The sequence below is a fragment of the Nostoc sp. JL34 genome (assembly GCF_017114945.1).
Lineage (GTDB): Bacteria > Cyanobacteriota > Cyanobacteriia > Cyanobacteriales > Nostocaceae > Nostoc.
On sequence record NZ_JABXKQ010000056.1, the window covers coordinates 1 to 19,817 of the forward strand.

At 43.8% G+C, this 19,817-nt stretch carries 11 protein-coding genes; 8 read left to right on the forward strand and 3 right to left on the reverse strand.

The window, feature by feature from the left end; genetic code table 11:
- Positions 1 to 506: 506 nt before the first annotated feature.
- The 4 genes from ilvD (at position 507) to HWQ44_RS11275 (ending at position 4,511) form a co-directional block, all read left to right on the forward strand.
- The gene (ilvD, locus tag HWQ44_RS11260) at positions 507 to 2,216 is read left to right on the forward strand and encodes a dihydroxy-acid dehydratase (protein WP_292718457.1); all 1,710 of its coding nucleotides are present in this window, start codon (positions 507 to 509) and stop codon (positions 2,214 to 2,216) included.
- Between the two features lie 385 nt (positions 2,217 to 2,601).
- Positions 2,602 to 2,853 carry a hypothetical protein gene (locus tag HWQ44_RS11265; RefSeq protein WP_292718459.1) on the forward strand — a complete coding sequence of 84 codons (252 nt, stop codon included), beginning with the start codon at positions 2,602 to 2,604 and terminating at the stop codon, positions 2,851 to 2,853.
- A gap of 238 nt (positions 2,854 to 3,091) precedes the next feature.
- Complete coding sequence (locus tag HWQ44_RS11270) at positions 3,092 to 4,024, forward strand: polysaccharide deacetylase family protein (RefSeq protein WP_292718461.1); 933 nt, start codon at positions 3,092 to 3,094, stop codon at positions 4,022 to 4,024.
- Positions 3,990 to 4,511: a hypothetical protein gene (locus HWQ44_RS11275; protein ID WP_292718463.1), complete on the forward strand. Its 522-nt coding sequence runs from the start codon at positions 3,990 to 3,992 to the stop codon at positions 4,509 to 4,511. Before HWQ44_RS11270 ends, HWQ44_RS11275 begins: the two co-directional genes overlap by 35 nt.
- A 77-nt stretch (positions 4,512 to 4,588) precedes the next feature.
- On the opposite strand, the gene HWQ44_RS11280 is transcribed toward HWQ44_RS11275, so the two are convergent.
- Both HWQ44_RS11280 and HWQ44_RS11285 read right to left on the reverse strand, forming a co-directional pair.
- Positions 4,589 to 9,985 carry a translocation/assembly module TamB domain-containing protein gene (locus HWQ44_RS11280; RefSeq protein WP_292718465.1) on the reverse strand — a complete coding sequence of 1,799 codons (5,397 nt, stop codon included), beginning with the start codon at positions 9,983 to 9,985 and terminating at the stop codon, positions 4,589 to 4,591.
- A gap of 1,017 nt (positions 9,986 to 11,002) precedes the next feature.
- A complete protein-coding gene (locus tag HWQ44_RS11285) occupies positions 11,003 to 11,200 on the reverse strand; it encodes a hypothetical protein (RefSeq protein ID WP_292718467.1) in 198 nt (65 codons plus the stop codon).
- Between the two features lie 268 nt (positions 11,201 to 11,468).
- Between HWQ44_RS11285 and HWQ44_RS11290 the strand changes: the two genes are divergently transcribed.
- From HWQ44_RS11290 to HWQ44_RS11305, 4 genes are all read left to right on the forward strand, one after another.
- Positions 11,469 to 12,803, forward strand: coding sequence for a chloride channel protein (locus tag HWQ44_RS11290; RefSeq protein ID WP_292718469.1), 1,335 nt, complete (start codon positions 11,469 to 11,471; stop codon positions 12,801 to 12,803).
- A 139-nt stretch (positions 12,804 to 12,942) separates the two neighbouring features.
- The gene (gene gyrA, locus HWQ44_RS11295; RefSeq protein WP_292718471.1) at positions 12,943 to 15,558 is read left to right on the forward strand and encodes a DNA topoisomerase (ATP-hydrolyzing) subunit A; all 2,616 of its coding nucleotides are present in this window, start codon (positions 12,943 to 12,945) and stop codon (positions 15,556 to 15,558) included.
- Positions 15,539 to 17,137, forward strand: coding sequence for an apolipoprotein N-acyltransferase (gene lnt / locus HWQ44_RS11300; RefSeq protein ID WP_292718473.1), 1,599 nt, complete (start codon positions 15,539 to 15,541; stop codon positions 17,135 to 17,137). The genes gyrA and lnt overlap by 20 nt, the downstream gene beginning before the upstream one ends.
- Positions 17,138 to 18,316: 1,179 nt before the next feature.
- A complete protein-coding gene (locus tag HWQ44_RS11305; protein WP_292718475.1) occupies positions 18,317 to 18,691 on the forward strand; it encodes a hypothetical protein in 375 nt (124 codons plus the stop codon).
- Positions 18,692 to 18,762: 71 nt separating this feature from the next.
- Here the strand turns inward: HWQ44_RS11305 and HWQ44_RS11310 are convergent, their stop codons facing one another.
- On the reverse strand, positions 18,763 to 19,767 hold the full coding sequence (locus HWQ44_RS11310) for a transaldolase (protein ID WP_292718477.1): 1,005 nt from the start codon (positions 19,765 to 19,767) through the stop codon (positions 18,763 to 18,765).
- Positions 19,768 to 19,817 lie beyond the last annotated feature (50 nt).

Here is a 19,817-nt window from a genome sequence, read left to right on the forward strand (position 1 = left end):
ATAAATAGCGGTTAGCCCGCTTTTTTATCGGGACTGAGATTTATTTCTCAGTCCCAATTTTTATAAATAATGTTTTATTTTTACTATCGCTTTTCCATTACTCTGGTTAAAGAAAAATCTCAGCCAACTTTTAAACAAGAGACAAAAACTGGGTTTGTTTGGAGCTTTATTTTCTAACATTATGGCTAAGATCATCTATTTCCTTTGAAAAAAATCCTGAAGTTGCCGCAAAGAGGTGTTTTAGCAATACTTTATCAGCAATGCCTGAATCTTTAGAAGAAATAGCTCAGAGTAACCAAACTTTGTTATCAATGTTCGGTTGTTTCTGTTGAAAAGGCAAGTCATCTGTGCTGTGACAGCAAAAGCTACAGCAATAAAGTAGCGCAGGTGTCGTAGTGTTATATTTTTGATATTTTATAAGTATCAATTTTAAATAAATATATATTGGACATCTCAAAAAAGTCTACCTATGATACTCGTACAAAGATTTGAGCGAGGTCAGAGCAATGGGTGAAAAAACAATTTCGTCAGAGAATTTCAGAAGTAAAGTTGTCACCCAAGGGGTACAGCGATCGCCAAATCGCGCTATGCTGCGTGCAGTAGGTTTTCAGGATGAAGACTTTAAGAAAGCAATTGTCGGTGTGGCTAATGCCTACAGCACCATCACTCCCTGTAATATGGGGATTAATCAACTAGCACTCATAGCTGAAGCTGGAATTAAACTAGCCGGGGCAATGCCGCAAATGTTCGGCACAATTACTATTAGTGATGGGATTTCTATGGGAACTGAGGGGATGAAATATTCCCTAGTGTCACGAGAAGTGATTGCTGACTCTATTGAAACCGTTTGTAATGGTCAAAGTATGGATGGCGTGATTGCCATCGGTGGCTGTGATAAAAATATGCCCGGAGCAATGATTGCAATGGCACGGATGAATATCCCGGCTATCTTTGTTTACGGTGGGACAATTAAGCCCGGACACTACAACAGCCGTGACTTGACTGTTGTGAGTTCCTTTGAGGCTGTGGGTGAATACAGTGCGGGGAAAATTGACGACACGGAACTAATGGAAGTAGAACGCCGCGCTTGTCCTGGTGCTGGTTCTTGCGGTGGGATGTTCACAGCCAATACTATGTCCTCGGCTTTTGAAGCGATGGGTATGAGTTTACCCTATTCTTCCACAATGGCGGCGGAAGACGATGAAAAAGCCGATAGCACCGAAGAATCAGCCAAGGTATTAGTAGAAGCAATTCGCAATCAACTGTTACCCCGGCACATTATCACGCGCAAATCTATAGAAAATGCTATTTCTGTAATTATGGCTGTGGGTGGTTCAACTAACGCCGTGTTACATTTTCTGGCGATCGCTCGTGCGGCTGGTGTAGAACTTAATCTAGATGATTTTGAAACTATCCGTGGTCGTGTCCCGGTTTTATGCAATTTAAAACCCAGTGGTAGATATGTCGCCACAGACTTACATCAAGCTGGTGGTATTCCCCAAGTGATGAAAATGCTATTGGTACATGGATTACTTCACGGTGACTGTATCACGATCGCAGGTAAAACCATTGCCGAAGTTTTAGCAGATGTCCCCGATGAACCACCCACCAATCAAGATGTGATTCGTCCTTGGAATAAACCGATGTATACCCAAGGTCACTTAGCCATCTTGAAAGGGAATCTTGCTACAGAGGGAGCAGTAGCAAAAATTACCGGGGTAAAAAATCCCGGCATTACTGGTTCTGCACGAGTATTTGATTCCGAAGAAGAATGCTTAGATGCCATCCTTGCAGGTCAGATTAAAGCTGGTGATGTAATTATCGTCCGCTACGAAGGCCCTGTTGGCGGCCCTGGTATGCGGGAAATGCTAGCACCCACCTCAGCAATTATTGGTGCAGGTTTAGGTGATACAGTCGGGTTAATTACTGATGGACGTTTTTCAGGCGGTACTTATGGGATGGTAGTCGGACACGTTGCTCCCGAAGCTGCCGTTGGTGGTGCGATCGCTCTGGTCGAAGAAGGTGATAGCATCACTATTGATCCTAATTCTCGCTTATTACAAATCAACATTTCCGATGCAGAATTAACTAGTCGCCGCGCTAAATGGCAACCCCGTCCACCCCGTTATACAAAAGGCATCTTAGCAAAATATGCTAAGTTAGTTTCCTCTAGCAGTGTTGGTGCTGTCACAGACTTGGATTTATTTGATGAGTAGGGAGTAAGGGTAGAGTCTCGCAAGTTGATGGGAAAAACCACATCTGTCGTAAGGGCACAGCATTGCTGTGCCCTTACAGCGCGGGTCTATCTACGATCAAAGAATGAATTAATAAAAGCCTAAAACCACCTCTGGATGGTAAATGCATATCATGATTAATTTGTACAGTGCGTAAGTCCTAAATATATTAAATGATATTGTGTTCTCGATAGTATTTCGAGAACACAATAGGTGTTTTTATTTTCATCTTGTAGGAAAGTACGAAATCTTTGCGGTAAGTATAAAAAGGCATTGTTTGTTCATGGAGTTGAGGATTTAAGCGATCGCTCTGAGAACCCAATTAAATCACCAATTCAGGACAAAGGAGTACTACGTTGCTTTCAGAGTGCGGGTTGTTGGTTCTAGTCCCAAGGCTGCGGTGTATGCTGGGATTAGGAGCGATGTCTACGACGGGCTATGCCTACACATAATTTGGCGAACTCTGTTAATTAGCGGTGGATTAGCAGGTTTAGCTGGGGTGTGCCAAGTCCTCGGCTTTATTGGTCAATTACACCCTAGCATTTCTCCTGGTTACGGTTATACTGCCATCATTGCTGCTTTTATTGGTCGGTTAAATCCACTGGGTATTATTTTATAGTCTGCTTATAGCACTTTTGTCCGTAGACGGCGAATTAGTGCAGATTAGATTGGGACTTCCTTTAGCTTTAGCTGGAATGTTTCAAAGTATTTTATTCTTTTTCCTTTTGGCAGCAGGTACATTAATTGACAACCGACTAAGAATGAGGAAATAGGGACTGGGGACTAGGAAAGAGTTTTCCAATTTCCCAATACCCAGTACCCAATACCTAATGACTAAATATTTGAGGAGATTTGATGTGTCCAGTCGGAAATTATCTTTGTTACTGAAACTAATATTCGTTACATTGGTCACTGGTGCTAGTAGTTTAGGTATCAGTTTGCTTTTAACTACAAGCGGATTTGAGCATCTGTTGGGAATTATAAAGCCAAAAAGCGAGAGTGCTAAAGCTAGTCAGAACAAGCTGATGAGTGCATCTGCACAGAATATCAGCCCAACTACAAATCAGATGAATGAAGTGCCAAAGCCTTTTCAGGGAACAATCGTTTATCAAGCAAAACTGAAAGCAAACGATAAAGTCATCGCCCTAACTTTCGATGATGGCCCTGGCCCCAAAAATACGGCACAGATTTTAGAAATTTTGAAGAAAAATGAGATCAAGGCAACATTCTTCATGATTGGAGAAATGGTGAAATATTTTCCCCAAGTTGCCAAGCAAGTGGCTGCTGATGGTCACGTAATTGGTAATCATACATGGCATCATTGGTATCGCCACATGGACTTAGCTACTGCTGCTAGTGAAATTGATCGCACAGCAGAGATTATTTACAAGACTACTGGAGAGAAAACTACTCTGTTTCGTCCCCCTGGCGGCTTTTTGAATAATGGACTAGCCGAATATGCCAAAAACGAGAAGTACGCTGTCATGATGTGGTCAGAAGAGTCTGGAGATGCTCAACGTCGTTCGCCTCAAGCGCCAGGGCTGGTCAAAAATGTGCTGAAATATGCAAAGCCAGGTGCAATTGTACTGATGCACGATGGGGGCGGCAATCGTTCCAAATCTGTCAAGGCTTTACCAGAAATGATTGCAGGTTTGAAGGCCCAAGGCTATCGATTTGTGACAATTCCCCAACTATTGGAAATACAAGCTCAAGAAGAACATCTGGCGGAGGTAGCTTCACCTACAGTTACAAAGGATGAACATCCAAGCAATCAGCTTAATCATCAGTGAGCCGCTACGGGTAGCTACACCTCTAATTTTGGCGGCACTAGATGAATTAGTGACTGAAAAATCGGGGGTGTTAAACCTGGGCATTGAGGGAATGATGCTGGTTGGGGCTGTAGCTAGTTTTGTTGCTGCTTCAATTACAGGTAATATTTACTTAGGATTATTCATAGCACTAATATCAGGAATAGCGATCGCTTTGATGAGCCAATCAACAGCCAATGCATCGACCTACAATGCGATTGTCTCGACTAACAATGCGATTGTCTCGACTAACAATGCGATTGTCTCGACTGACAATGCGATTGTATCGACTGACAATGCGATTGTATCGACTGACAATGCGATTGTATCGACTAACAATGCGATTGTATCAACTAACAATGCCAATGTAGTAATCTATAATTCAATCCGGTTCAGTCAAGTCTTAACTCTTTGTCAAAGTAAATTTTTTAACCTAGACGCGGAGCGCCTTGCCGGAGGCTACCGCTAAGAATGCATACTCCTACGGAGAAGCAACGCGTAGCGTCTTGTAGAGAAGGAAGAAATGCTTAATTGAACTGTATGAATCTAAAATCGGGTTTCATACTCAACTTGGAGTTGATTTTCATCCCCCAAATCAGTTGAGCCTCGCATCAGAATTTCGTCATTGACTCGATAGAGGACATTGTAACGGAAAGAGTCATTGCTAGAAAGAGCGCGTGATAAAGAGGCAGAGAAATTTTTATTGATGTCAAACACACCTTCTGCTGATAAATTCAGAATTGAAGCTCTCGATGCTTCATTGGTAGATGGCGTGGGAAATATCCGAAACTCACTGAAACCAACAGCCTGTCCGATCGCAGTGATAGTTCCTTGTAAACTACCTAAAATGGTAGAACTAGCGAAATTAGTCAGCCCTTGGCCTGCATCTGCTTGACCGAAAGAACCCAGAATTGAGCCACCCAGTAGCGCAACTATTTCTCCCTTGCTACGGCTAGGTTCGCTCGTCAGTTCTAGATTGTCACCCAATTTACTAGCTGGCCCGTTCACCCTAGCTTGAACGGTAACGCTACGTAAAGTCCCAAAGTTATTGACAGAAACATCACTAACTTCAGAAGACAAAGGTGATTCCAAAGTTTGAGTGTTCCTTGCTGATGCTTCCGGTACAATTGCCGTCAGTCGGACATCCAAAGTCGGGTCAAGTCCTTGACTTGGAGTAAACCGCGCAGTTTGTTCATAGCCGCGCGCTAAGGTGAACTCAGTAGAAAATAAGCTCAGTCGTCCTCCTGTCAAACGAATGACTCCTTCAGGAAGTGGTTTGGCTAATGTACCATTAATGGTCAAGTCACCTTTAGCGTCAAAGCTCAATAAAGGCTGACTTAATGCTGCTCCTCCTGGTACAAAGCTGAGTAGGGACTGAGTTGTAACCCGAATATCTTTATCTAAAATCAACTTTAAATCTGCAAACTCTACAGGTAAATTGGGTGGAGTTGGGGCGCTAGTGCTTGCATCTGCTGTCGCCACTGGCTTAGCGCTTCCGTCTACTGTAGCTACTGGGTTAGCGCTATTCTCTGCTGTCGGTGTGACATTAGGGTTAACCTCTTGTCTATCTAGATTTATGACTTTAGTATTAGCCTCAGTTGTAGCTGCTGATTTTTTAGCAGTAGTAGTAGAGTTGCCAATAATTACCTGACCATCACTCAGTTTAATCTCTCCACCAATTACAGGTTTTAAGGCTGTGCCGCGAATCACGACATCGCCACCGACACCACCTTCATACAATCCTGCAAGCTTAAAATTGAGTTTGTCTGCTATTGATACTGTCAGGGGATTGGCTGCGGCTTGTTGAGCATCAAAAATTGGCAAGATGCCTGATGCAGTTACTTGCCCTTGATTGTAATTACCTTGGATATTTTCAACGCTTACCGTACTACCATTAAATTGCGCTGTTCCTGTGACATTCGTTAGGGGATCAGATAAGGCTTCAGCACGGAAAGTTGCATTATTAAGTGTGGCGTTGCCGTTGATAATTGGTTCGTTTAAAGTACCTCGAACATTTAAATCTACTTTTCCTTGACCATCTACCCAAGCGACTTGATTATTGGTAAGCAGATTTAACAGTGCCAATCCTTCATTTTGCACATTGGCGTCGATGTTGATTTGATTGCTATCAGGTTGCACTTTGGCAAAAGGCAACGGAGCAGGTACGCTACCTGTAATGGCAACTGGCTGCGTTCCTGTCACCAGTAAGGTACTATCAAAATTCAAGCGAGCTTTGTTGTAATCAAAGTTCACTTCTCCTGTTTGCACAGGTTGTTTGTTAAGAGTCGCATCAGCTAGCGCCACTTTCCCTTTCGCACTAGGGTCTTGCAAACTACCTGCTAAGGTGGCATCAGCATTCACTTTCCCGGTGATATCTATGGGGTATTTTTCGATAAAAGGCTCTAAAAGTGATAGAGGTAGACTGGCTACATTCAATTTTCCAGATAGTTGCTCAGTTCCTAACTGTCCCGAAAACGCCACTAGTCCTTGATTTATCCCCACACTCAACGGCGAAAGTGTGACGATACCATCGGCAAAAGTGCCTTGAGCAACAACTTGATTGATGGAATAATTACCCCATTGCCAATTAGCACCTTGAAAATTAAAGCCAACATTCAACCCAGATTTTAACGAGCCATTGGCTGTAATTGCTCCGTTTAAAGCACCTGTTAATTCTGCAAGGCTGGGTAAAGATGGGGTTTGTTTGGTTTGAGCTTGCTGTTGTTTTGCTATTGCTGCTGTAATATTCGAGAAATATGCTAACTGTGTTTTCAAATCTGTATTCGGCAAGCTGATAGACTCAGTTTCAAGTGCTTCGGCCCCAGCTAAAGTCGGAGGCTGCAACCCGGTACTAAGGTCTTGAAAGTCGAAGATATTAAACGCTTGTAAAAGTCTCTGGATATTAGCTTGGGCAAAATTAGCTTGGAATTGAAATTGCGGGTCATTCCCTGCTTGCACATTGCCACTGAGAGCGATGTTGCTATCGCCAATCCGCAATAGACCATTAGCCAAGCTAGCAGTACCATCGGCATAATTGATGCTGCCGCGAAATTCATCGGCTGCAACTCTGGCAACACGAGGCCCTGCGATCGCCACATCTCCTGCAATGGCATAATTATTCAGATTGACAACTAAATTACCCGATAATTGCCCCCCCAAAGGTTTCAATTGATTGTTAGGTAAAAAGCCGCCAACAAGAGCGATGGGAAACTGTTGGGCGTTGATTATCAAGTTATCTCCCTCAGTTCTACCTGTGGTGACAGCCTCATCGCGTTTAACTAAAAATGAAGTTGGACGATAATCTGCACCTAAATTAAGGGCAATCCGATCTTGTTTCCCAGCTAGTCGCAGACTTCCTCCTTGTCCCCCTTGAAAATTCACATTTCCGGTTAAAAGTGGGTCAAACGCTAAGTTACTCACATTGAAATTCCGCAACCGGATATTGCCATTAGCTTGCGGTACATCTGGAGTACCTGTAACTTTCCCATTAAAATCAAGTAACCCTGCTATTGCTACGTCCCCAGGAACTTTAAAGCCAGTATTTTGTAAGTTGAAATTCTGCGCCAGTACATTTAAATCAAATCCGGCAATTTGGGGTGCGCCAGTTGGGGGAGACTGAATAGCGATCGCACCATTAGCACTAAATCCTGCGGTACTTGCGTTTTCAACGATAATCTGCTGTCCATTCCACTGAAATCTTGCAGTCAGCGGTTTTGCCAGCTGCGCTACTCCTTGGGGAAGGCTGATTTGTCCGGCGGCGCGAATATCCGCAAGCTGGAAAGATTTTGTTGTGCCAGCTAACTGAATATTGCTATTCAGCCGTCCTCGCAGTTGTGGTGAGAAACGGTTGAGTTGAATTTGAGAAGTTTTGATACCCCCTTGCCAACGTTCTTGTGCAACTTCACCTTTAGCCCTGATTGTCCCCCCTGCGACGTTCAAAACTGCATCGGGAAAGACGATATTCTCTCCCTGTTTGGTAACAACAACTCGCCCGGTAGTGGGATAGGTGGCACTAGGCGCTTGTACCCGCGCTACTGTTTGCAGATTGCTCAGAGTGCCGGAAATATCAGCATTTGCCGAGACATTCCCAATGGTGATGGAGGGTGAAGAATTGTAAGCTTTAGCGATCGCATCCCCTGGTATATTTTTTGCTTGCACATTCAACGCCACCCTACCTTGAGGTGCAAGCTGAACTCGTCCGCTAGCTGTTACTTGCCCTCCCACATCTGGATTTGCTTGAACGCGAGAAATATTGACGTTTAATGGTGTACCCAGAGAACCACTAATGTTAGCGTTCGCAGATATACCACCAACATTAATGGGAGTTGAAATACCGTAACCTTGAGCGATCGCATTTCCTGGAATACCTTGAGCTTGAATATCTACACCTACCTGACCTTGGGGAGCGAGTTGAATTTGACCATTAGCTGTGATTTTCCCCCCGGCTGGCGGCGTTACCTGAACATTAGAAACATCAAATTTCAAGGGCTGTTTGCGAAGTGAGCCAGAAATTTGAGCTTTTGCTGAAACATTTCCAACTGCGATCGGTAGAGTAACGCCATAACTTCGTGCTAGTATATCCCCTGATATCCCATCAGCTTGAGCATTAAATATTACTCCATCTTTGGTTCCCAGATTAGCTTGACCACCGCCGATAATTTGACCACCAGCTGCGGGGACTATTTTCAGATTGGAGACAGTAAGTTGAGATGCAGTTTGAGATGCATTCAAGCGGAAATCAGTATTGATAGTTTTAAATTGAACGCGATCGACTTGAATCGGTTTTGTATTACTTACTGTACCGCTGACGACTGGTTGTTGAAGTGCGCCTAGTATTTTAATATTTGCTTGAATTTCGCCACTAGCTGGGACTGACGAATTTACTTTTAGGGTATCTAAGATATTTTTCGCAGTAACAGGTTTGATCTGAGCAGAAACATTAAAACCTGTTTGAGTATTAATTGTTCCATTCGCGAGAATGGGAACTTTGCCAAAGTTCGTACTTAGATTATCTAAAGTAACTGTCTGACCCTGAAATAGAAATTTCCCATTAAAATTAGAAATTGGCTGAGGAATATTTTGAATTTTAGCGGTGATTTGATTAGCTGTAGCTGTTCCCGTAATTGCGATGTCTGAAAGTTTGGGTGGAATCTGAACCCCTAAATCAGCATTTAAATATCCTGCTTGCAGAGCGATCGGTAACTGAATTAATCTAGTGATATCAGATGCTTGTAAATTTTGTGTTGAAAGCTGGAGGTTAGTTTGTTGAGCTTTTAGTTGAGTTTCGCCAACAATTTTGACAGCGCCTCCCCTAGTGAGTTGAGTATTGAAGTCATAACCGATCCTTTGATTTTGATCGGAAAATCGGGCAATACCACCAACTCGATCTAATATTACTGAGCCTTTGGGTTTAGTCGGTGCAGTGAATGGCATCAACTCTATATTGCCATCTTGAATTTGAAGTGACTGCAACTCAGTTTGAATAAAGCCTTGTCCCTCCCCAGCCTTAACTTGGGCTGTCACCCAACGCCCATCTTTATCCTGTTGAATGTAGACATTGGGCTGAACTAAGGTGACATTTAATTCCAGTTTTCGGCTAAGAATAAGTTGTAACGGCGAGAACTGCACCTCTAAAGCTTTTGCTACCACCCGATCTGCATCGCTGGAAGTTGCTGGTATCGATAGAGAGCTAAATCTCAGACTAGAAAGCGAAAAACGTTCAACGTTCCCAACTTTGACTGGACGCCCTAGTAATTGCTCAAGATTTTGCTGTACTAACGGCGCTAAATCTTTATATACATAGCTTCTAGCCCACCAAGCACCAACTATAATTCCAACTAGCAAAACCCCACCCAGAGCCAAACTGGTACGTCCTAAAAGCAGGAGCCACAGACGACGATTAGATGGTTCCTGATTGTTTCCTGAGTTTGGAGATGGCGTCATGAGCGTTATCAGTACCAGTACTTTTTTCTGGAGTGAGCCTAGAGACAGGCTAGTTGCAGTTGTATAAGCAAGTTACAAGCTATGGTTTCACAATATCAGGACTTACGCAAGAACTTTGCAGCAATCTGCTTCTATTCTCTAGGAGAGGCTGCGTCACGAGACGCTCCACAAAGGCGTTTATGTTATTTCATAATTTTGCATAGTTCCTGAATCTATTTAGAGTAATCCTTTGTTAGCAGAGATTAATTTTGTTGCTTTTAATATTATGTTTGAAAATATTGTTTAAATTAGAAGTATTCATTTATCAACTTATTTAAGAAATAGTCTTTTATAATTGTTTAATAATATTTTTAGATGGATCTTATTTATTTACTTAACAAACATTATTAAAAAATTAAGTAAGATGCTTTTCATTAAATAACTTTGTGATAACTTCTGTATATACAACCCTAGTTAGAAAATTGAATTTCTCTAGAATCTAACTTAGTATAGATGACAATTGCAAATAATCTGAGATTTGGGAGTAATTTAGAGTAGAATATCAATTTATGAACCTAAATTTAGCTCCCCAACTTCTTCAATAAGTCGGGGAGTGGGTAGCAACTTTGCTATTATTTTCGCAGCGGGTAAATCTACTCGCATGGGTACTTGCAAAACTTCACTCCCTTGGGATAAGGGAAAACATTATTAACTTCTCAACTAGAATAGTGATTAAGTGTCGGTTTTAACCCTGTAGTAGTGTTAGTTTCACACAACAGCAAAAAAACAAAAAGATTGTCCTATTGGCAGTTTAGCTGTAATTAATCTTCATGCCAATGTTGGTAAAACAACTTCTCTGCTCACAGGGTTGCAACATAATTCCCCCAAACTTTGAAGTATTAGCATTTTCAGCAGTCGAACAACCCAGAAAATTAGAGATTTACCAGATATTTTATAGCAACAGATTACTAACAAGATTTCCGACTTCTTAGAGAAATCGGAAATCTGAGCATTTCGATTCTTCTTTCGCAAACCCAATCAATCATCAGTTGGATCATCAATCATTTCTGGTACTAAAGCTGGGTTAGTTTTACGTTCTTCTGGTGATTGCTCCCGAATAACATCGTCTATTCTCGCAGGGTGTTTGATTTTGTCCAGTACCTCTGGACTTAATTGCGATGCATCACCTTCTGGATTAGATTTTTCAGCTTGACTAGGAACTGTTTCCTTATTCATCACTATTTCCCGAAACTTATACGCCAAGCTTAAGTTCTTCTATGGTGAGGTACACACTATCTTGGGACTTAATTTCACATAGCAATGGGGAAGAAAAGGCGTTAGCGAGTCAGACGCTCCTGTGTCGCTAATGCTGCGCTATCGAGCGTCACAGGTCGTCGGAGACATCTCTCTTTGTAGACCAAAGATGATTCACTAAACTAAATAGCCACTACCATAAAAAGCGTAAATATTCAGTACTCTCTGTTTCATAAAGAGGAAATAAGTAGTGTTACCAAACAAGCCCCCCGTTACCAATCAAACTCAACGCTGGACATTTGCTCAACTTTTTGGACTGGTAAAGCGTAATCCCTTGATGATTTCGCAGTGGGTGATCCGCTGGATAGTTGTGGGGACTGCTGGTGGTCTATTTGCGGCGTTGTACTGGAATATTCTAGAGTTTTTAACTCACAGACTCCAGCGATTTGAGGGTTTTAGCCTGCTGATAGTGATGCCACTTAGCGGTTTAGTTATCGGTCTAGTGATTCATTTTTTGGGAAATCCCGGTGAAATTGCCGTGATTGTTGACAATATTCATTTTCGTGGCGGACGCCTAGATGTTCGCAAAAATCCCTCAATGATTCTTGCTTCTCTAATCAGCATCTCGGCAGGCGGTAGTGCTGGCCCAGAAGCACCACTCGTACAGGTAACAGGTTCTTTTGGTACTTGGGTTGCCGATCGCTTAAAACTCCAAGGTGAAGACCTCAGAACCATGAGTTTAGCAGCGATGGCGGCTGGCTTCACTGCCTTGTTTGGCGCACCTCTTGGCGGTGCAATGTTCGCCTTGGAGATTTTACACCATGAGCATATTGTGGAATATTACGAAGCTTTGATGCCGGCCATTGTTTCGAGTTGCGCTAGCTATCTGGTGTTTGCCGCAATTACCCACTTGGGAATTGCGCCCACTTGGCATTTTCCTCAGTATCACCTAGAAAAGATTGATGATTTTGCGATCGCGATCGCGTTTGGAATTATCGGAGCGGTGGCGGGATGGATTTTTATGGGCATTTTTCGCGGCTGCGATGCCTTTTGGCAAGCAGTTTCACGTCTGGGCATCTTTGCACCAACTCCTGTTCCCATTTATGTACGCACAACACTAGCAGGAGTGGGACTTGGCATTTTAGCAGTTTTATTACCCCTCACCCGTTATTTTGGACATGAAGAGTTAGATTCTGTCCTCACTACTAATTTTGGTGCTGTTTTTCTCTTAACTCTAGCTCTTGGGAAAATGGCTGCCATTAGCATTACGGTAACAGGTGGCTGGCGCGGTGGATTCATCATTCCCCTATTTTTCACTGGTGCTTGCATTGGTAAAGCAGTAGCAGTCTTAATTCCGGGACTCGATCCTGCCCTTGCCATGATTTGTACAATGGCGGCTGTCAACGCAGCCGTAACCCGCACACCGATAAGTACGACTTTGCTACTATCAAAACTGACTAACTTGAGTCCCTTTACGCCAATCCTTTTTGCCAGTTTGGTTGGGTTTTTTCTTGCCCCTAAAGTTCCTCTGATCGCATCTCAACTCAAATCTCAGAGAGAAGCTACGGATCGGACAATTGCCTGAGTTGCTGCCCAGGCAATAAAAAGCAATATATGCTAAGATTGTATCAAATTATAGCAATTATTCAAGAGCAATTTAGAATAATTTTGCGCTTTGTTGAGTAAAAAAGCTAAAATCTACGATTTTTGGAGATTTTTAGGTTATGACAACCTCACAGGAGAGGATTATCCCGATAGACTTGCGAACCGAAATGTCGCAGTCTTATCTGGAATACGCCATGAGCGTGATAGTGGGTCGGGCGTTGCCAGATGCCAGGGATGGTCTAAAACCTGTGCATCGTCGCATTCTCTACGCAATGCACGAGCTAGGTCTGCTCCATGATCGCCCATTTAAGAAATGCGCCCGTGTGGTGGGGGAAGTATTAGGTAAATATCACCCCCACGGCGACACGGCAGTATATGATGCCCTGGTGCGAATGGCACAGGATTTTTCCATGCGATCGCCCCTAGTTAACGGGCATGGTAACTTTGGTTCGGTAGACAACGATCCGCCAGCCGCCATGCGGTACACCGAATGCCGCTTGCAAGCTTTAACTAGTGCTGGTCTACTCCACGACATCGAATTAGAAACTGTAGACTTTGCCGATAACTTCGATGGTTCCCAGCAAGAACCCACAGTCTTACCGGCACGGATTCCGCAGTTATTGCTTAACGGTTCTTCTGGGATTGCCGTGGGCATGGCTACCAACATTCCCCCCCACAACTTGGGCGAATTGATCGATGCTTTGGTGGCTGTAATCCACAATCCAGAAATCACCGATCTCGAATTAATGCAGTATGTCCACGGCCCAGACTTTCCGACTGGGGCGCAAATTTTAGGAACATCTGCCATTCGAGAAGCTTACACTACCGGGCGTGGTTCCATTACCATGCGTGGTGTAGCTAACATTGAAACCGTTGAACAACGGGGACGCCCAGATAGAGAAGCAATTATCATCACCGAATTGCCCTATCAAACCAACAAAGCGGCGCTGATTGAAAAAATCGCCGAAATGGTGAACGAGAAGCGTCTAGAAGGGATCGCAGATATCCGGGATGAAAGCGATCGCGACGGGATGCGAGTTGTCATCGAACTCAAGCGTGATGCTTATCCGCGCGTCGTTCTGAACAACCTTTACAAGCAAACGCCACTGCAAGCCAACTTCGGCGCGAATATGCTGGCGTTGGTGAATAGCGAACCCCAAGTACTCACCCTCAAGCAGTTCTTAACCGTCTTCTTGGATTTTCGCATCGAATCTATTGCCAGACGCACCCGCTACGAACTGCGGAAAGCCGAGGAACGCGACCATCTCCTGCAAGGGTTATTAATTGCCCTGTCTCAGTTAGATCCGATTATTGTCTTGATTCGTCATGCTCCCGATGCGCCCACAGCTAAAGGCGAATTAATCACAACTTACGGACTCTCAGAAGTGCAAGCAGATGCGATTTTGCAGATGCAATTGCGGCGCTTGACTGCTTTAGAAGCAGACAAAATTCGTCTGGAACACGATGAATTACAAGCGAAGATTACCGACTTGCAGGATATTTTGGCCCGCCGAGAGAGAGTGCTAGAAATCATTGAAACTGAAGTCGGGCAACTCAAAACTAGCTTTGCCACACCCCGCCGCACGGTGATTTTACCAGGGGAAGGGGAATTAGATGACCGTGACCTAATTGCCAATGAAAAAGCAATAATTCTAGTTACAGAGCAAGGCTACATCAAACGGATGCCAGTCAACACCTTTGAAGCGCAAAGCCGTGCTACCAGAGGTAAAGCCGCAGCTAAGGTGAAAGATGATGATACCATTGAGCATTTCTTAACTTGCTGCGATCACGACAGTATTTTATTCTTTAGTGAGCGTGGTGTTGTTTATTGCCTGAGAGCTTATCAAATTCCAGCGAGTTCGCGTACCAGTCGCGGGACACCAATTGTGCAAATGTTACCGATTCCCAAAGAGGAAAAAATCACCTCAATTGTACCGGTTGATGAGTTTAGCAGCGAAGAATATCTGGTCATGCTCACTAAGGGCGGGAATATCAAGAAAACCGAATTAGCAGCCTTTAGTCATATTCGCGCCAATGGCTTGATTGCCATTTCCTTAGAAGAAGGCGACCAACTGCGCTGGGTGCGACGCGCTAGAGTAGAGGACAGTGTAATTATTGGTTCTCGTAACGGGATGGCGATTAACTTCCGGTGCAACCACGAACAACTGCGTCCTTTAAGCAGGGCGACTCGTGGGGTGAAAGCCATGAAACTCAAAAATAAAGATGAACTCGTGGGTATGGATATTCTCCCCGCAGCAATTCTTGAAACTTTGGATACAGTTATAGAAGCCGAAATAGCCGAAACAGAAGATATCGAAACAATCGAAACAATCGAAACAGAAGATATCGAAATTAATGAAGAATCCGCAGAAGTGCCTAGCAGTGCCGTAGTTGGCCCTTGGGTGTTGGTAATTACAATGGGAGGATATGGTAAGCGCGTACCAGTTGCCCAATTCCGCCTGCAAAACCGTGCTGGTCAGGGTTTAATGGCAACTAAGTTCAAAAACCGCAAAAACAAAGACAAGCTGGCAACCCTACGCATTGTCAACAACGATGATGATGAAATCATGATGGTAACAAATCGCGGTATTATCATCCGGCAAGCAGTGAATGCGATTTCTATCCAATCGCGATCGGCAACTGGGGTAAGAGTGCAGCGTTTAGATGAAGACGACGCTATTACCGGAGTTGCAATAGTTCCACCTGATGCTGTCGATGCAGAAGAAGCAGAATAAAAAGCAGAGGGAGAGGTTAACCGCCTTACTCCCTTACTTAATTGCCTTAGCTAGCGGCATTTTAATGGGGCTAACCGTTGCCCCTGTAGGTGCATGGTTCTTGGCTTGGATTGCTCTAGTTCCCTTATGGGTACTAGTTGTCACTGTCACTTCAACTAAAGGTAAAAACCAATTCCTCCCGCCTTTTCTCTGGGGTATCGGTTATCACGGTGTCGCCCTATCTTGGATTACGGGAATTCATCCCATGACTTGGTTGGGCGTTCCGTGGTTGCCAAGTTTGGCAATCACTCTTTTTTGTTGGGGATTCATCAGTGTCTTGGGAGGGATATTTGTTGCTATTTGGGCAGCTGTAATGGTTCGGCTAGCTGGACAAAAACCGTGGCTACGTATATTAATTGGTACAGCCATCTGGTGCGGCTTAGAGAGTCTATGGAGTGCTGGCCCTCTGTGGTGGAGTTCACTTGCTTACACTCAAAGCCCGCACAATCTCGTAATTGTACATCTGGGTCAACTCTCTGGGCCTAATACTGTGACAGCGGCAATAGTTGCTGTTAATGGCTTAATTGCTGAAGGATGGATAAACCGCAGAGGCACAGAGGGCACAGAGAAAATTTCCTCCGTGTTCTCTGCGCCTCTGCGGTTCGTTAATAAATACTTAGCGATCGCCACAGGACTATTAATTAGCTTACACCTGATAGGTTTTATCTTATACAGTCGCCCCATCGCCCAACTACCAGAAGCAGCCTTAAAAGTGGGGATTGTTCAGGGTAATATCCCGAACCGACTTTTACGAAGTTCCGAAGGGTTTCGTCGCGCCCAAGAAAATTACACCAGTGGGTATATAACTTTAGCAAATCAAGGTGTAGATGCAGTCCTCACCCCAGAAGGAGCCTTACCTATTTTCCAGCGTAACTTGCTGGGAACTGCCTTAGTCGCAGCTGTGAAAGAAAAAGGCGTAGTTGCTTGGATTGGGGCTTTTGGCGAACGGGGAGACAGTTATACAATTAGTTTGTTTACTTTCAACAGTAAGGGTGAAATTGTCAGCCGCTACGACAAAGCCAAACTAGTACCTCTGGGAGAGTATATTCCCTTTGAAGGAATTTTAGGCGGGCTAGTTCAGCGCTTGTCGCCTTTAGATGCACACCAAGTTCCTGGTTCAGCAAATCAGTTATTTGACACTCCTTTTGGTCGGGCGATCGCTAGTATATGTTACGAATCTGCTTTTCCTGAACAATTTCGCCGTCAAGCTGCTATGGGTGGGCAATTTATCCTCAGTTCTTCTAACGATGCCCATTACACTGCATCCATGCCATTCCAGCACCATGCACAGGATATCATGCGGGCAATTGAAACTGATCGATGGTCAGCACGGGCAACTAATACCGGATATTCCGCCTTTGTAGATCCTCACGGCAAAACCTTGTGGATGTCTGGATATAATACCTACGAAACTCATGCTGAAACAATTTATCGGCGACAGACACAGACTTTATATGTGCGTTGGAATGATTGGTTGACACCATTGTTGTTGATCTCCTCTGGAGGAGCTTGGCTGATAATTCGCGGTATGAATAAATGAAAAACTCCACGGCACTTGTGGAATGGAGTTTTTGGGCATGGGGAAGAAGTTACCAATGCCCCAAGTGACGGGGCGACTATCCCTCTACAGACACCTGGGGATAGAGTTTCCCGTCGCTTTCGATAAATTCACTAATTTTACAAATCCCTAGCGTATTTAGTCTTTGGAGTTATTTTGTCCAGACTTTAACAAGTAGCGATCGCTTAACTACTTAAATTTACCCTTGTCAGTAACTCAAGAGTTGAGCAAGGTAGAAGTGCGCTGTGGCGACTGTACGGAATTTCCCTTTGAAAGCTAAATTCTGGACATTTATCGCAACTCATTTAAACCACTTTTGAGGCTTTCCCCAAATGAATAAATTACTTATCGGGATTGGAATGTTTTTGGGATCTACTATTGGCAGCTATATGCCGATATTATGGGGTGGAAGTTTGTTCTCGATTACCTCGATTCTATGGAGTGTTATCGGAGGTCTTGTGGGTATTTGGCTCGGATATCGCATCTCGAAATATTTAGGGTTTATTTGAGTCAGTTTGGCTGGAGAGAGAAATTTGGTAACAGCTTATTATTTACAGTTAACTCGAAGAATATTTAGCAGTTATCTTTTACATTCAATACAGTTTCGATACATCTTCTGAGATGGACAGAAATCTGATTTCAGGCTTCCTTAAATGGGAGCATCTCACCTTTGCAAATATACCTGGCGATTAAAAATCGCGGCTACACAAACGAACGCAAGTGCGTCTCGCAGAGAAGTCTGCGTAGGCGGACTCAAGGAATTTTAAACCCACGAAGGTGGGTTTTGTCTGTATAGCCGCGAATTCCATTCGCCAGGGCTAGGGGTATTTTTACACTCATTGAGATGCTCCCTCCTTAAATCAAAATATGGGTGCATCTTGCCTATATTAGGTAAGGCTTTTCAGTCCATTCCACAAGAAGAAAATCTAGCGTATTCAATTAATAACCGCTATATTTTGTCGATGTGGAAAAAATTACATTTTGCTATATGCTGACTATTTAAATACACAATTTAAAAAAAATTGCAATTATCCATAAGGGTGAAATTGCAATACATAATTTCATACCAAATTAAGTTTAAAAAAAAGTGTGCAAGCGATAATTCGCGGACTTTAAAGTGTTTTAATAAAATTATTACCTAAAGTTTAGAGAAGCAAAAACATGAAAGGTTTCAGGAAGTTATCCTCAATAGCAATGTTGCTATGTGCTTTTGTGTATCCGCCCTCATTAGCTGAAGCGAAGGATATTTCTCTAAGTAATGTTCGCAATGAACAGAGCGCAGCGCCAGAGGCTAATCTAATTGGAGATAAAACCGGAGAGCTTTTAATTGCTCAACGGCGGCCAGGACGATACCAAATTATTCGCCGACGGCAGCAGTTCAGAGAACGGCAGTTTCTTCGCCGACGGCAGCCCGAACGATACCAAAATATCCGAGAACGGCGGGTTATTCGCCGACGGCAGCAGATCAGAGAACGGCAGTTTATTCGCCGCCAGCAGCCCTACGGGCGAAACCAATATATCCGAGGTCGTTATTGATGACGGCTGATACAGCTAACGAATGGTTAGTGGTTAGTAGTTAACCACCAACCACTAATTATTGTGATCTTCTAATGACTTGCTACTACTTCTCCTTCAAGGCGAACTAGTCGGTCTGCCAAAAGTTTTTCCAGGTCTTCTAGTGCCTTGGTGAAACCTTTGATGCCCTCGTCTAGTTTGTCAGTAGCCATCTGGTCAGCTGCGTGCATCTTGTCATAGGTAGCTTTGTCAATAGATATCTTTTCAATTTCTAAATTTGCTACCTTGGCAGGGTCAAGTTTGCGTGGCAGTTCTCCAATGGTTGTTTGTAATTCAGCCAAAAGTGAGGGCGAAATGGTCAGCAAATCACTACCTGCAAGTTCAGTAATTTCACCAATGTTACGGAAGCTAGCTCCCATAACTTCGGTTTTATAGCCGAATTTCTTGTAGTAGTTGTAGATTTTGGTAACAGACAAAACTCCTGGATCTTCGGCTGCTGGGTAGCTGTCCCGTCCAGTATCTTTTTTGTACCAGTCGAGAATCCGGCCAACAAAGGGAGAAATTAAGGTGACACCAGCTTCTGCACAGGCGATCGCTTGGTGAAGACCAAACAACAAGGTAAGGTTACAGTGAATACCTTCTTTTTCGAGAATTTCCGCAGCGCGAATGCCTTCCCAGGTGGTGGCAATTTTAATTAAAACGCGATCGCGGCCAATCCCGGCGGCTTTATACTGAGCAATTAATTCTCGTGCCTTAGTCAGGGTAGCTTCAGTATCGTAGGACAAGCGAGCATCTACTTCTGTAGACACGCGGCCGGGAATGATTTGTAAAATCTTTAATCCAAAAGCAACTGCCAAACGGTCAAAAGCAAGAGAAACGATCTGTGCTTGGGTAGCTCCGGCTCCGGCATCTTTCTTTGCCTGAAGTAAAGTTTGATCGACAATTCCCTGATATTCCGGCATCTGCGCCGCAGCAGTAATCAGAGAAGGATTGGTGGTGGCGTCTTGGGGTTTGAACTTTTCAATTGCCTGAATATCCCCTGTATCTGAGACCACAACAGTCACTTCTCGCAATTGTTCCAGTAAATTCTTAGACATAAAATACTCCGTGATGTTTGTTTAGGATTTACTAGCGAGTGCTGAGTGCT